Annotated in this window: 12 protein-coding genes; 5 read left to right on the top strand and 7 right to left on the bottom strand. The window is 70.3% G+C overall.

Annotated features, from left to right (window positions below; translation table 11 throughout):
* Nucleotides 1–76 precede the first annotated feature (76 nt).
* The 3 genes from NL112_RS01940 to NL112_RS01930 form a co-directional block, all read right to left on the bottom strand.
* Nucleotides 77–1,981: a heme-binding protein gene (locus NL112_RS01940; protein ID WP_255150944.1), complete on the bottom strand. Its 1,905-nt coding sequence runs from the start codon at nt 1,979–1,981 to the stop codon at nt 77–79.
* Between the two features lie 39 nt (nt 1,982–2,020).
* Nucleotides 2,021–3,241 (bottom strand): MFS transporter, encoded by a 1,221-nt coding sequence (locus NL112_RS01935; RefSeq protein WP_255150943.1) that lies wholly within the window; start codon nt 3,239–3,241, stop codon nt 2,021–2,023.
* Nucleotides 3,242–3,368: 127 nt separating this feature from the next.
* A complete protein-coding gene (locus NL112_RS01930; RefSeq protein WP_255150942.1) occupies nt 3,369–4,232 on the bottom strand; it encodes a winged helix-turn-helix domain-containing protein in 864 nt (287 codons plus the stop codon).
* 86 nt (nt 4,233–4,318) lie between these two features.
* On the opposite strand from NL112_RS01930, the gene NL112_RS01925 reads away from it, so the two are divergent.
* On the top strand, nt 4,319–4,849 hold the full coding sequence (locus NL112_RS01925) for a GNAT family N-acetyltransferase (RefSeq protein ID WP_255150941.1): 531 nt from the start codon (nt 4,319–4,321) through the stop codon (nt 4,847–4,849).
* On the opposite strand, the gene NL112_RS01920 is transcribed toward NL112_RS01925, so the two are convergent.
* The 3 genes from NL112_RS01920 to pyrH form a co-directional block, all read right to left on the bottom strand.
* Nucleotides 4,842–6,653 (bottom strand): site-2 protease family protein, encoded by a 1,812-nt coding sequence (locus NL112_RS01920; RefSeq protein WP_255150940.1) that lies wholly within the window; start codon nt 6,651–6,653, stop codon nt 4,842–4,844. The genes NL112_RS01925 and NL112_RS01920 overlap by 8 nt on opposite strands.
* A gap of 180 nt (nt 6,654–6,833) precedes the next feature.
* Nucleotides 6,834–8,465: a lysine--tRNA ligase gene (gene lysS / locus NL112_RS01915; protein WP_255150939.1), complete on the bottom strand. Its 1,632-nt coding sequence runs from the start codon at nt 8,463–8,465 to the stop codon at nt 6,834–6,836.
* A complete protein-coding gene (gene pyrH, locus NL112_RS01910) occupies nt 8,462–9,154 on the bottom strand; it encodes a UMP kinase (protein WP_255150938.1) in 693 nt (230 codons plus the stop codon). Before pyrH ends, lysS begins: the two co-directional genes overlap by 4 nt.
* A gap of 115 nt (nt 9,155–9,269) precedes the next feature.
* On the opposite strand from pyrH, the gene fdhF reads away from it, so the two are divergent.
* From fdhF to NL112_RS01890, 4 genes are all read left to right on the top strand, one after another.
* Nucleotides 9,270–11,321, top strand: a complete 2,052-nt coding sequence (fdhF, locus tag NL112_RS01905; protein WP_255150937.1) for a formate dehydrogenase subunit alpha — start codon at nt 9,270–9,272, stop codon at nt 11,319–11,321.
* 40 nt (nt 11,322–11,361) lie between these two features.
* Nucleotides 11,362–12,156, top strand: coding sequence for a molybdopterin synthase (locus NL112_RS01900; RefSeq protein WP_255150936.1), 795 nt, complete (start codon nt 11,362–11,364; stop codon nt 12,154–12,156).
* A gap of 313 nt (nt 12,157–12,469) precedes the next feature.
* Nucleotides 12,470–12,712, top strand: coding sequence for a DUF7123 family protein (locus NL112_RS01895; protein ID WP_255150935.1), 243 nt, complete (start codon nt 12,470–12,472; stop codon nt 12,710–12,712).
* Nucleotides 12,713–12,835: 123 nt separating this feature from the next.
* Nucleotides 12,836–14,050 carry a site-2 protease family protein gene (locus NL112_RS01890; RefSeq protein ID WP_255150934.1) on the top strand — a complete coding sequence of 405 codons (1,215 nt, stop codon included), beginning with the start codon at nt 12,836–12,838 and terminating at the stop codon, nt 14,048–14,050.
* Here the strand turns inward: NL112_RS01890 and thiL are convergent, their stop codons facing one another.
* Complete coding sequence (thiL, locus tag NL112_RS01885) at nt 14,051–14,917, bottom strand: thiamine-phosphate kinase (protein ID WP_255150933.1); 867 nt, start codon at nt 14,915–14,917, stop codon at nt 14,051–14,053.
* Nucleotide 14,918 lies beyond the last annotated feature (1 nt).

Genomic DNA, 14,918 nt, shown 5'->3' with positions numbered 1-14,918 from the left:
CGGCCGCCGCGGGACGATTCTCACGTCACGCGCCGGTTGGTCGCGGACTCCGATATAAACGTTCGGCCGGGAGTGACTACGCCAGGAACACGTGTCGCGGCCGGTCCGCGAGCACGTCACGGCCCCACTGGACCGTGTCGCGGAAGGCGTCCGAGCGGAAGAACTCCAGAGCGTCCTCCTTTGCGGCCCACTGGCTGGCGATGAACATGTCGTTGTCGTCCGCGACGTTGACCATCAGGTCCGTCTCGTGGTGACCGTCCATGTCCGCGAGCATCCCGCCGACCGTCTCGAACCGGTCGAGGAAGTCGTCGCGGTGCTCCGGCTTGACGGTGTAGAACATCCCCATCGTGCCGAAGCCGCTCCCCTCGCCGGCCCGTCCGACGATGCCCGGCAACTCCGAGAGGTAGTCGCCGGCGGTCTCGGCGGCGTCGGCCGTCTCCCACAGCGAGACGACCGCCCGCCGGCCCGTCTCGGTCCCCTCGTACAGCGAGGTGCCGACGTGGGTGTCGTAGCGGTCGAACCCCTCCGAGAGGTCGTCGACCTCCTCGCGCAGGTCGTCGGTGTCGGCCTCCGAGTAGAGCACCATCGCGTACACGTCCTCGCCGTGGGGCTGGCCGGCGTAGATGTCCATCTCGGCGAGCGCCTCGCGAACCTCGTCGTCCTCGTCGGTGCCCTCGACGCCGGGCGCGTCCTCGTCGTCGCTCTCTTCGGCGTCCGCCAGCGGCGCGCCGACCCCGCCCGTGACGTCCGGCAGGTCGAACAGGAAGCCGGAGGCGGTGTTCGCCGCCCGCTCGTTGGCCCACAGCGAGACGACCGCGGTGTCGCCCGCGTCGGCCCGCACCGCGGTCATGACGTGGGTGTCGTAGTGCTCGAAGTTGCTCCGCAGGCCGTCGACGTCGTCGACCACGTCCTCGGCGTCGGCGTCCGTGTACACCACGAGCCCGTAGCCGGCCTCGGCGTACTCGTCGGCGCCGATGCCGACCCGCCGGAGGTCCTGTTCGAGTTCACCGGTCGTCGTCTCCTCGTGAGGTGCCTCACCCTGCGCCTGCGGCGGGCGACCCGCGGACGACTCGGCGGCCGTCTCCTCGGGGTCGTCGTCCGCGTCGTCCGCGCCGTCGTCGTCCGCGTCGTCGCGCTCGGCGTGCGGGTGGTCGGTCCCACTCTCGTCGCCCGCATCGCCGTCGCGCTCGACGTAGCCCGGGAGCGGCTCGCCGGCCAGCAGTTTCGGCAGGTCGGCGGGCGCGAACCGGCGGCCGAAGTAGAACGTGCCGAACTCCGCGAACCGGGAGGTGGATGGGTCGAACCGCATCTCGTACAGCAGATGCTTGATGTCGGTGGGGTCGTCCGCGAACAGGGTGACGCCCCACTCGAAGTCGTCGAGTCCGACGGAGCCGGTGATTATCTGGGTCACCTTCCCGGCGTAGTCGCGGCCGATGTCGCCGTGGCTCGACATGTGGTCGGCGCGCTCGTCGAACGGCAGGTCGTACCAGTTGTCCTCCGGTCCGCGGCGCTTGTCCATCGGATAGAAGCAGACGTGCTCTGCCTCCGGTAGCGTCGGATGGAGCCGCTGTCGCATGTAGTTGCGCGTCCCCTCCGACTCGATGTTCTCGATGCCCTCGGCCAGTTCCTCGGTGACGTAGCCGGACACCTCCGTCACGGAGACGTAGGAACTCGCCCGCTCGGTGAACTCGGCGAACGCCGTCCCCTCGAAGGCGCGCTCCGCGCGGTCGAGGTGGGCCGTCGTGGGCCGCAGGTGGAGGACCATCAGGTCGGCCTTGTGGCCCATGATAGCGAAGACGGCCGTGCCGCCGGCGTCGGCGTCGGCGAGCGACTCGTGTGCGTCGAGATACTGTATCGCCTCCTCCAGTGCGCGTTCGCGCTCGCGTTCGGGGGCCTCGCGCCAGGCGTCCCAGTCGACGGTCCGGAGGTCGTGCAGGGCGTACCAGCCCTCTTCCGTCGCCGGGGGTTCGCGTCGCTCCATACCCGCACTTGCGAGTCGGGGGGCAAGGGCCGTTCGGTTTCAGTCGGCGGGCGCGGCCGTCGTCCCGGGGTCGGGGAACGGCGGCGCGACCAGCAGAGTCGCTACGGCTCCGAGCAGGAACGCGGCACCGACCGCGCCGACGGCGACGAACGGGTCGTACGCGTCCGCGACGACGCCCGAACCGAGTACGAGCGGGATACGCCCGACGGAGATGCACAGCGAGGCCGCCGACAGCACCGTCGCCCGCCCCACCGAGTCGACCCGGTCGTTCAGGTACTGCAACCGGACGGTGACGTGCATCGGCCCGAGCGCCCGCATCACGAAGAACGCCGGTATCGCCGCCACGGGTGCGACGGCGGCGACGACGAGCGCGCCCGCCTCGGCGGCCGGCAACCCGAGGATGGTCCGCTCGGTGCCGAGCCGCGAGGCCAGCCAGTCGGCCCGGTCGCTCGTCACCGCGGCGACGGCGGTGAACGCCGCGTACAGCACGCCCATCGTCGCCTCCTCGGGTATCGCGACGGGAACGACCGCGAGATACGGGTCGAGCGTCTCGACGGCGATGGGCTGGATGTAGCCGTTGGCCGCTCGTACCATCGCCGACGCGAGCGCGATGAACAGGACGACGCCGCGCAGGCGCGGGGCGAGCAACTGGCCGCGGAGCGTTCCGACTGCCTCCCGGAGGTCGAACGTGTCGTCGTCCTCGCGTGGGGTGGCCCGTGGGAACGTCGCCAGTATCCCCGCGCTCGCCACGTTGACCAGCGCCATCGCGTAGAACGGGTAGGTGTGGTCGAGGACGTACAGCGGCCCCGACGCCAACAGCATCAGGACGCCGCCCCACCGCCGCACCGCTTCGCCCCGGCCGCGGACGTGCGTGAAGCGGTCCTCGATGCCGGCTTCCGCGAGCACGTCGTAGAGATACGCGTCGAGCGTGCCCGACTGGGTGGCCTCCGCGAGCCCCGTCACCACGCCCACGGCGACCAGCGCCGGCACGGTGTGGACGAAGGCGTAGCCGAGTTGGCCGACGAGGAACAGCAGGGCGGCGGCGATGCAGGTCGCCCGCCGGCCGACCCGGTCGGCGAGCACGCCCGAGGGGAGCTCACCGACGAGTCTGGCGACGGCCATCGCCGTCCCGCCGAGCGCGATGGCGGTGAAGGAGAACTCCCGGGCGAGCAGGAACAGCGTCAGTATCGGCCACGTGAATCCGGGGTACGTGGTCGGGCGGTACAGGTAGTATTTCAGGACGGTGCGGCGCGCACTCACGGCGCACCACCTGACCGCGTGCGACCGGGGCGTGGAGGGCCTCGCATCCTTGGGACCGCGCGGGACGGCCCGCGCAGTCGAGGGGAGCCGGGAGAAGGGGAAAAGCGATTTGCGAAGCGCAGTTCACCTACTCGCGGACGCGGCGGGTCGCGGCCACCTCGGCGTCGGCGTCCACGTCGAGTTCGAGACGCTCGCCGTCGCGCTCGATGGTCTGCCGGACGCGGAGCGGCTCCTCGGAGACGACCGAACAGCCCTCGCCGAGCACGAACGGCCATTCCCAGAGCGGCCGGTCGTCGAGCCGGTCGCCCTGGTCCCACAGGAAGGCGACGACGGCGGGGTGGTCGTGGAGATGTGCGCCGGGTGAGGAGCGCATGGTCCCGTGACAGCCGTCGCAGTGTTTCCTGACCATGTACGGGAGCGGCGCGTCCTCGTCGGCGACCAGCGTGGCGTCCATCTCCCGGCCACAGAACGGGCAGACGCCGTGGCTCCCCATCGCGGCCATCCGCCGGGAGCGAACCGAGAACGCCTCCAGCAGGGCCTCGGGGTCGTCGCGCCGCTGTTCGACACCCGCCGGCGGGAACGTGAGCCAGGAGACAGCCAGCCCGCAGTCCGGACAGTCGACGACGTGCTCGGCGTCGTCGTAGCGGGCGACGAGATTCCTCCCGCAGGCGGGACACGGCGTGTCAGTCTCGATGTCGTCGACGTCGGGCGCCTCGCCGAACGCTCCCGACTCGACGAGGTCGACCACCTGCAGGCCGGTGGGACTGAGCCGGTAGCCGTCGTCGACCTTCCTGAGATAGCGGTCCGTCAGTTTCGAGAGGTGGTAGTTGAAGCGGCCGGAGTCGCGGACCCCGACCGCCGACTGCAACTCGGAGTAGCTTGTCGGCCCGCGGCGGTCCTCCTCCCACAGCGTCGTGAGGATGCGGACCCGGAGGGGGTCCGACAGCACGTCGAAGGCGTCGGCCACCACCTCGGCCTCGCGCGCGTCCATACCGGCCCTACTCGCGGGGGGGCAAAAGCGGTCGGGTGAACGCCTCTTCACAGAACGGCTTTGGTCGTCGCCGCCCCCGTGCCGGTATGCCCGGCCCCGTGTTCCTCGACGGTGACCGCATCGACCTCCGGACGCTCGAACGCGAGGACCTCGAGCTGGTCCAGCGCTCGCGCAACGACCCCGCCATCCGCGAACGGATGACGTTCACCGACCCCGCCTCGATGGACGACGTCGAGGAGTTCTACGAGAACGTCGTGCTCGGCGACGACAACCTCAACCTCGTGGTCTGTGTCGACGGCGAACCCGCGGGGACGGTCGTGCTGTTCGACGTGGGCCGCCACTCGGCGGAACTGGCCGCGTGGCTCCTCCCCGAGTACCAGGGTGACGGCTACGGGACGGAGGCGGCGGAACTGCTCGTCGGCCACGGGTTCGAGGGGCTCGGCCTCCACCGCATCAGGGGGAAGGCGCTCCGTGACAACGACGCCTCGCGGGCGACGATGGAGTCGCTCGGCTTTCGTGAGGTGGGGGTCGCCCGCGACGCCGTGTTCCAGCGCGGCCAGTATCAGGACATGGTCCGATACGACATCCTCGCGGCGGACTGGTTCGACCCTACGTGAGCAGTCGCGGGCCGAATATCATCAACAGCAGGCCCGTGAGCATCAGCAGGCCGACGCCCGTGGTGACGGCCTTCGTCGCGGCGTACTTGTTGTCGATGGGGAGCCGCGAGACCACCGCCTGCGTCGACGTCCGGAGGATGTGGCCGCCGTCCAGCGGGAACGCGGGGGTGCAGTTGAACTGGCCGATGATGACGTTTATCCACGCCGTCCAGAACAGCACGCTCCCCAGAAGCAGGAGCAGGCCGGTCCCGAGGAACGACAGCGGGCCGCCCGCGGCGGTGTAGAAGTTGGCGTACGCGCCGACGAACCCGGGGAACGCGTAGCCGACGCCGGGGATGGTGACCACCGCGAACGGTAGCGTTATCGTGAGGTACGCCCGGGTGAACGGCGAGTCGATTGGGAGATTCACGTCGCCGCCGCCCAGCACGCCCAGGAAGAAGTCGGCCGGGTAGGCGTCGATGCCGAAGTCGTCGACGACCATCCCGGTGACGCCCGGTTGGATGGCGGTGACGCCGAGGAACCCGGTGTCGTCGCGCGGATGCTCGCCCAGCGTCACGTCGTAGCTCTGCCGCTGGAACTCGTCGCCGCGGTAGGTGTAGGCCGTGACGGCCACCTGCTGGCCGGCGTCCGTCGAATCGAGGAACGCCGTCAGGTCCGCCCGGTCAGTGATGCGGGCGTCGTCCATCTTGGTGATGACGACGGTGGACTCCGGCGTCGCACCGGCGTCGGCCATCGGCGCGGGACTATCCTCGCTCGGCGGGATGACGACGGCGTACGCGCCCAGCGGCGCCGTCACCGTCCGGCCGTCGGCGGTCTCCAGTCGCGCCACCGAGTGGTTGCGGGCGGCCGCGTGGAACGCCCCTTCGGTGTGGACCGCGGTGCCGTTGACCGCGACGATGGTGGTGTTCTTCTCGACGGGCGAGGGGACCGTGCCGTCGGTGTCGGGGACCGACCCGGTCACGAGCACCTTCCGCTCGACGCTGGCGGTGCGGCCGTCGCGCAGGGTGACCGACACCTCGCTGGCGTCCGTCGTCGCGAGCGCGGCGTCGAGTTCGGAGGCGTTTTCGACCTCCCGGCCGTCGACGCCGGTCACGACGTCGCCGCGGTCGATGCCGGCGGTCTTGGCGGGCGACCCCGGGAGCGAGCCGCCGACCGGGACGCCCGAGACGACGGCGATGGAGCCGACGACCGGGCCGAAGAGGAGGGCGAAGGCGACGACGGCGACCGCGAAGTTGTTGGTGACGCCCGCCGCGAACATCCGAGTCTGTGCGCCACGGCTTGCGGCGTTCCGGGAGTCCTCGTCGGGTTCGACGAACGCGCCGATGGGGATGAACGCCAGGAGCGCCAGCCCCATCGAGTCTATCTCGATGTCCTCGACGCGGCACATCAGCCCGTGGCCGCCCTCGTGGACGACCAGGCCTATCAGGAGGCCGGTCAGTATCTCGACGGCCGCCGACAGCGGCAGGAAGTCGTTGACGCCCGGAATCGCGAGCACGTTCCGCGGGCGGTTCAGCGCCGTCGGCGTCGGGTTCGACAGCGCCTGCACGCCCGCGAAGATGACCAGGGCGAACGTGCCGACCATCACCACGAGCGCGATGCCGAGCCCGAAGTTCCCCCACGCGCGCCAGAACCGCTTCGGGCGGGCGAGCCAGTCGAGGAACTTCTTCCCGCGCTCGGTGTGGAGGGTCGTGATGGGGCCCGACACGCGGACCCAGTCGGGCAGGTAGCCCTGCGTCTTCAGCGTCAGGGCAAGGACCGTGTAGAGCACGACCCCCGCGAGCACGAGGGTCAGCGTGTCCACCATTTGGGTGGGTAGATGGGGTGTGGTTCAAAGAGGGTTCCGGGTGCGTGCGACGAGCGGCGACCACAGGGAGCCGCGACGTAGCACGGTGTTGCGAGCGGGAGCGAACGTAGTGAGCGACACGCGAGCAGTAGCGGTACTGGAAGGCGGCAACGGAGAGCGAACGCCGAGGGCGGTGCTCACCTACCCGTCCAGCCGAAGCCGCGCCAGCACGAACTCGGTGTCCAGCGCCGCGAGGAACGGCCCCAGTCGCGGCCCCTGGTCCTCGCCTAGGAACAGCCGGTAGCCCGCGGTGAAGAAGTCGCCCACGTCCACGTCGTGGTCGCGCGCCGTCTCGTAGATTTCTCCCTGGAGCGTCTCGTCGTCCGGCTTCTCGCGTTCGATGAACGCCGCGAGGTCCGCGAGCGCCGCGACGGTGGCGTCGTCGAACTCGACGTCCGGTAGCTCCTCGGCGAGCCGGTAGTTGTACTCGTTGTCGGTCCGCACCGCCCAGTTGCGCGCCTTCTCGACGCGGGCCAGCGCCGCCTCGACCTCGCTGTCGGTGGCGTCGTCGGGGATGTGGCCCGACCGGCGGGCCATCGTCTCGCGCAACTCGGGGTCGTCGGTCATCCCCAGCACCGCGGCGAACGTGTACGGGATGCGCACCCGGTCGGGGTCGGGGTCGTGGACGACGAACGGGTACGCACGCTCCGCGCGGCGCCGCTCGCTCTCGTCGGCGTCCTCCTCGCCGAAGTAGACGCGCTCGAAGCGGTCGAACTCGTCGACCAACTGGTCGAGCCGCTCGACCGAGAAATCGCGGGCGCGCTTGGGGTCCTTGGCGAAGAAGTAGCGCACGACTTCGGGTTCGAGCATCTCCAGCACCTCCGAGGCCATGATGACGTTCCCTTCCGACGAGGAAAACGGCTCGCCGTCGAGGGTGAACCACTCGTACACCATCGGCACGGGCGGTTCGTCGCCGAGCACGTTCCGGGCGATGTCGACGCCGGAGGGCCACGACCCCTCGGCGTGGTCCTTGCCGAACGGCTCGAAGTCCACGTCCAGAACGCGCCACTGCGCGGGCCACTCGAAGCGCCACGGGAGCTTCCCATCCCGGAGCGTCGCGGTGCCCTCGTGGCCACAGCCCTCGATGACGTCGCCGCCCGCCTCCATGTCCGTACAGCGGTACGAGACCGTTCCGGCCTCGGCGTCGACCCCGGTGACGGTCTCGGTTACCTTCCCGCAGGACTCGCAGATGGGGTTGAAGGGGACGTACGTCTCGTCGACCTTGTCCTGGTACTCGCTCAACACCTCGCGGGCGCGCTCGCGGTTCGCGAGCAGGAACCGCGTCGCCTCGTCCATCTCGCCGGACTCGTAGAGGTCGGTGTTCGAGACGACGTCGATGTCGACGCCCAGCAGCTCGGCGGACTGCTCGATGATGCGCGAGAAGTGGTCGCCGTAGGAGTCACAGCAACCGAACGGGTCCGGTACGTCGGTGTACGGCTTCCCGAGGTTCGTCCCGAGCGCGGAGGCGTCCACCTCGCCGAGGCCGACGACGTTGCCGTCGAGGTCCGCGAGTTTCCGGGGGAGCTTCCGCAGTGGGTCGCGGTCGTCGGTGGTGAACACCTGCCGGACCTCGTGGCCCCGCTCGCGGAGCACTTCGGCGACGAAGTGGCCCCGCATCACCTCGTTCATGTTGCCGAGATGCGGGACGCCGGACGGCGAGATGCCGCCCTTGATGATGATGGGGTCGTCGGACTCCCGCTCCTCGATAGCGTCGGCGACGGCGTCGGCCCAGAAGTCGTACCGCCGGTCGGAGAGCGTGTACGGCGAGGTCATCGCCCCTCCGGAACGATGCGGGTGCCCTCGAACTCGCCGTCCGCGACGGCCCGCCGGACGCGGTCGGGGTCGCTCCCGTCGAGGACGATGGCCTCGAGGCCGGCCCGCTGGATGACCTTCGCGGCCAGCAGGTCGACGGGCGCGGAGAGGCCGGCGTTCATCTCCGCGGAGGCTATCATCTCCACGAGGTCGTCCGCCGCGAGTTCGTCGTACCGCTCCGCGTCGGGGTTCTCGTTCGGGTCCGCGCTGAACACCCCGGGGACGGAGGTGGCGTACACCAGCAGGTCCGCGTCGACGTACTCCGCGAGCGCCGCCGCGACGGCGTCCGTGGTCTGTGCGGGGACGACCCCACCCATCACGGCCACGTCGCCGCGGTGGAGCGCCTCGCCGGCGGCTTCGTAGTCCTCGGGGACGCTGGGGGCGACGACGTCCTCGTCGAGCGCCGCCAGAAGCAGGCGGGCGTTCAGCCGGGTGACGCCGATGCCCAGTTGGTCCAGTTCTATCTCGTTTGCGCCCAGCTCGCGGGCCGACTCGATGTACTCGCGGGCGACGCCCCCGCCGCCGACGACGGCGGCGAGTTCGTGACCCGCGCCCGCGAGGTCCTCGATGACGGCGGCGTGGTCCGCGACCCGTGCCGAATCGAGTTCCGGCGCGAGGACGCTTCCACCGATAGAGACGACGACCTTCATGTTGCCCCGTCGTAGCCGGGTGCCGGTCTTAAGGGTTCTCAAGGCGCGACGGCGGCGTCCGCGCCTCTGGACACCCGCCCGAACGGTCAAGCGTCTCGACGTGGAACGTCCACGGATGAGCGACGCCCCACGCCCGAGCGTCTGCCCGTACTGCGGCGTCGGCTGTAGCCTCCAGTACGACCCCGACCGCGACGGTGCGACCGGCTGGCCCGGCCCGGTGAACACGCGCGGCGAGATATGCCCGAAAGGTGCCGCGGCGTGGGAGGTAATCGACAGCGACGAGCGGCTGACGCGGCCGCTCGTCCGCGAGAACGGCCGGCTCGTGACCGCCTCGTGGGACGCGGCGCTCGACCGGATAGCCGGGGGCGCGGCCCGCGCCGTCGAGGCCGGCGGCCCGGACGCGCTGGCGTTCTTCGCGTCCTCGAACTGCACGAACGAGGAGAACTACCTGCTTCAGAAACTCGCGCGGGCACTCGACACCAACAACGTCGACAACTGCGCGCGGCTCTGTCACTCCTCGACGGTGGCGGCGATGCGCGACCGGTTCGGCGCGGGCGCGATGACGAACACGCTCGCCGACATCGGGGAGGCGGACGTCTTCCTCGTGACGGGTGCGAACCCGGCCGAACAGCACCCGGTCATCTTCCGGTCGTATCTGTTGCCCGCCATCAAACGGGGGACGACGATGGTCCACGTCGACCCACGGAAGACCGACACGACGCGCGCGGCCGACGTTCATCTCCCCGTCCGCCCGGGCTACGACATCCCCCTGTTGAGCGCGATGGCCGCCGTCGTCGTCGAGGAGGGGCTCGTCGACGAGACGTTCGTCGCCGAACGCACCGCGGGGGTCGACGCCTACCGCCGTCACCTCGACGAGGTCGACGTCGACGCGAACGCCGAACTCGCGGGGGTCGACCCCGCGGACCTGCGGGCGGCCGCCAGAGCCTACGGCGAGGCGGAGCGCGCCGCCGCGTTCACCGGGATGGGGATGAGCCAGCACCACTGCGGCACCGACAACGTCCACGCCCTGCTGAATCTCGCGCTCCTGACCGGCAACGTCGGCCGCGAGGGGACCGGCATCAACCCGCTTCGCGGCCAGAACAACGTGCAGGGCGCCGGCGACGTTGGCGCGCTTCCCGACGTCCTGCCGGGATACCAGCCCGTGACCGACGACGCGGCCCGCGAGCGCGTCGCCGGCGTGTGGGGGTTCGAGCCGCCCGCAAAGCCGGGGCTGACCGAGGTGGAGATGACCCACCGAGCGGGCGACGGCATCGAGTTCTGCTACGTGTTCGGCGAGAACCCCGCCGTCACGGAGCCGAACAGCACCCGGGCCCGGCGGGCGCTCCGCGAGTTCGACTGTCTGGTCGTCCACGACATCTTCCGGACCGAGACCGCGGAACTCGCCGACGTGGTGCTTCCGGGGTCGGCGTGGGCCGAGAAGTCGGGGACGGTGACCAACACCGACCGGCAACTCCTCCGGATGCACGAGACCCGCGCGCCGCCGGGCGACGCGCGGCGCGACCTCGCGGTCGTCGGGGAAGTCGCGCGCCGGGTGACCGCGGCCGTCAACGGCGCCACGCCGCTCGACCCGCCCGAGGACCCGCGGGCGGCGTTCGAGGAACTGACCCGAGTGTCGCCCATCTACGCCGGCATCGAGTACGACGCCATCGGCACCGGGAGCGTCCGGTGGCCGTTCCCCGAGGGAGCCGACCAGGGGACGGGCGTGCTCCACCGCGACACGTTCGAGAGCGGCGACCGCCGGGCCCGGTTCGACCCCGTCGACCACGTCGACCCGGTCGACCCCGTGGCCGACGACCACCTCGTGTTGACGACCGGCCGGGTCATCCAGCAGTTCAACAGCGGCGCGTGCACCCGCCGGTCGGGCACCCTGATGCGGATGCGCGGCGAGGACGCCCTGCAGATGCACCCGGGGGACGCCGACCGCCGCGGTATCGCGGACGGCGACCGCGTCGTCGTCGAGAACGACCGCGGGCGCGTCGAGGCGCCCGTCGAGGTGACGCCGGCCATCCGCGAGGGGACCGTGTTCCTGACGTTCCACTACGCCGACCCGCTCGTGAACGCGCTGACGGGCGACGAGATGCTCGACCCCGTCGCAAAGATACCCGAGTTCAAACACAGCGCCGTGCGGGTGACCGTCGAGACGTAGCGGGGACAACTACAAGCGCTCCGCCCCGAACGTACGAACCATGCAGGTGTTCGGCATCGCGGGAGAGGACGCGGAGGCGGCCGCCGACCGGCTCGTCGAGGCGCTGTCCGGTCGGGTCGCGGTGGTCCGGAACCGCGAGCGGACCGCGGCGGGCGAGGTCGACGGCGGCGTCCAGCGCGCTCGCCCGGCCACTGAGTACGACCTCGGCGCCGAGTGGCAGGCGTACGGCGAACGTCTCTCGCTGGCCGAGACGGTCGACCGTCTCGCGCCGGACCACGACCACGCCGTCGCGGTCGGCTTTCCCGACGCGGACCTGCCACAGGTCTCGCTCGGCGACGTGGACGTTTCCGACCCGCTCGTCACCGCGCCCGACGCGGCCTCACTCGACGTGGCGGCGGTCGTCGCGGCCGTCGCGGACCTCGACCCCCACGAGACGCTCGAATCGCTCGTCGCCGAGGTGAAACGCTCCGCGGGTGCCGACCGGGCGGGCGCCATCGCGACGTTCACCGGGCGCGTGCGTGAGAAGGACGCCCCGGACGACGAGCGGACGGAACTGCTGGAGTTCGAGAAGTACGACGGCGTCGCGGAGACGAAGATGCGGACCATCGAGTCGGAACTCGAGGAGCGCGACGGCATCGTCGAGGTGGTTCTCCACCACCGCACAGGCGTTGTACCCGCGGGCGAGGACATCGTGTTCGTCGTCGTACTGGCGGGCCACCGTGAGGAGGCGTTCCGCACCGTCGAGGAGGGCATCAACCGCCTGAAAGACGAGGTCCCCCTGTTCAAGAAGGAGGTCACCGAATCGGAGACGTTCTGGGTCCACGACCGGGAGTGAGGCGTCGGCGTCCACGGGGTCGTTCACCTGGTGGTCACCGACCGGCGCTCTGCGCGCGGTGCGCGCCGTCGCCCATCAGCCGGTATATTCCGAGACCGAAGTCCTCGGATATTACGGTAACTCGGCCAGCGAGTCAAAATCATCTCAGAGGTGAGAAAAAGAATCTGATACCGTTGTAAAAGGTCTAAACGATTTTCAGGCGTTCGTGAAACGTACCTTTTGCTTCGATTCGTCCCGAAACGTGCCGAATCAAGTCGAAGGTTCCTGCCTTTATATACTCCCCTGGGAGCAAGGCGGGAGTGAGGTGTCACAGATGAGCGCGACTACCCCCGCGAACGAGACGGAGAGCAAGGAGAGCCGCCTGAAGAACTACCTCGCGCAGAAGGCCTCGGACGGCGAGGTGTACTTCAAGTCGAAGTTCATCGCGGACGAAGTGGGCCTGTCCGCGAAGGAAATCGGCGCCCTCATGGTCAAGCTCCGCGACTCCGCGACCGACCTCGAGATAGAGAAGTGGTCGTACACGAGCGCCACCACGTGGCGCGTCACCCGGGCGTAACGCGGCGGTCCCCCCGCACCTCACGCCCTCCATCCCTCCATCCTACCCAAGGTACCGGGGCCACCCACTCGGTGGCTCGCGGGGTCAGGGGATTTATCGCCCTCGACCCCTTCCGCTTCGGTGATGAGCGACGACTTCGGACCCGCGAGGTCCGCGGACGCGTCGCGTTCGGAGTTCCCCGGCGACGCGCCCGACCCCGCGGCCGTCGCCGACGTGTTCCACGTCGAGGAACTCCGGCGCGACGGCGACCGACTTCTGTATCTCGGCGAGCCACGCGTGGGTCCCGACGCGCTGGAACGGCGGCTCTGGCCGCTGTTCCGCGAGGCTGGCTACGACATCCGGTTCGCCTCCGTCACCGACGAGGAGACCGACCCCATCTCCGGCGTCGACCTCACGAGACAGCGCCACGCGCTCGTGGCCAGCCCCACGAACGTCGGCGTCGACGGCATCCCGTGGGTGAACATCGTCACGCTGGTGTTGACCGTCCTGACGACGCTCGCGGCCGGAAACATGTGGTTCTACGAGACCACCTCGATGTCCGCCTGGGACCCGGTCAACCTCGTCACGGGGCAGAACTGGAAGTTCACCGTCGCGCTGTTGGCCGTCCTCGGCGTCCACGAACTGGGCCACTACACCCTCTCGCGGTACCACGAGGTCGACGCCACGCTCCCGTACTTCATCCCCATCCCGAACATCATCGGCACGTTCGGCGCACTCATCCGCATGAAGGGCCGCATCCCCGACCGGAAAGCGCTGTTCGATATCGGCGTCGCCGGCCCGCTCGCGGGGCTGGTGATGGCCGTCGTCGTCTCGGTGGTCGGTCTCTACATGGACCCCGTCTCGGTGCCGTCGAGCGTCCTCGAGAGCCCCAGCGCGTTCGAAATCAAGTTCGGCTACCCGCCGCTACTGCAGGGACTCTCGTGGGCGACCGGCCAGCCGCTCACGTATCAGGACCCGACCGTGGCGGTCAACCCGGTCGTGTTCGGCGGCTGGGTGGGGATGTTCGTCACGTTCCTCAACCTGATTCCGGTCGGCCAGCTCGACGGCGGCCACCTCGTCCGCGCGATGCTCGGCGAGCGCCAGGAGACCGTCGCCGCGTTGGTGCCCGCCGGCCTGTTCGCGCTCGCGTCGTACCTCTATCTGTTCGGAAACGTCGGGATGAACGCCCCCCTGCTGTGGGGGTTCTGGGGACTGGTCGCGCTCGGACTGGCGTACGCCGGCCCCGTAGACCCCATCTTCGAGGAGGGGCTCGACCGCAAGCGGATGGCCGTCGGCCTCCTCACGTTCGCGCTCGGCCTGCTGTGTTTCACCCCGGTCCCGTTCGAACTGGTCCAGTAGTCAGGCGCCGTGGGTGTAGCCGCGGTCGGGCAACGGCTCGCCGTCCATCCGAACGCCCGCGTCCGTGACCGTGCCGACACGCGCGACCGGAACGGGCGAGGCCGCCGCGGCCGCCTCGGGGTCGGGCGTCGCGAACACGAGTTCGAAGTCCTCGCCGAAGTGGAGCGCCATCTCCCGCTCGTCCTCCCCGTCGTCGGCCACCGCCCGAACCGCCGAATCGACCGGCACGGCGTCGTACTCGACGTCGAACCCGCAGTCGGAGGCCTCCGAGAGCTGGTGAAGCGACCGCGCGAGGCCGTCGCTGGAGTCCATCATCGCCGTCGCGTGGGTCGCGAGCGCACGCCCGGCGGCGACGCGGGGCTCGAACCGGAACAGGTCGTTCGCGCGCACGTCATCCGTGCCGAACAGCCGGAGCGCGGCGGCCGACCGCCCGAGCGTCCCCGTGACGCAGACGGCCTCGCCGGGCGCGGCCCCGTCCCGCAGGACCGGGTCGTCGGTCCGCCCGAGCGCCGTCGTCGCCACGGTGAACTCCTCGTGGTCGTCGAGGTCGCCGCCGACGTACTCGGCGCCGACGGCCGCACAGACCTCGCTCGCACCGTCGACGAACGCCCGCAGGTCGCCGGCCTCGAAGGCGGGCGCGGCGTAGACGGCGACCGCCGCGGTCGCCGCCGCGCCCATCGCGGCCACGTCCGACAGCGACGCGCCGACGGCGCGCCAGCCCGCGGTGTAGCGGGTCGTCCCGTCGGGGAAGTCCGTCCGCTCGTGGAGCATGTCGGTCGTGAGCACCTGCTCGCCGACGACCGCACAGTCGTCGCCGGCGGCGGGGAGTTCCCGTCCGATGAGCGCGAGCGCGGCCCGCTCGTCCATG

The organism is Halorarius halobius, from assembly GCF_024298865.1.
GTDB lineage: Archaea > Halobacteriota > Halobacteria > Halobacteriales > Haloarculaceae > Halorarius > Halorarius halobius.
This window is presented reverse-complemented; position numbering and strand designations above follow the sequence as displayed.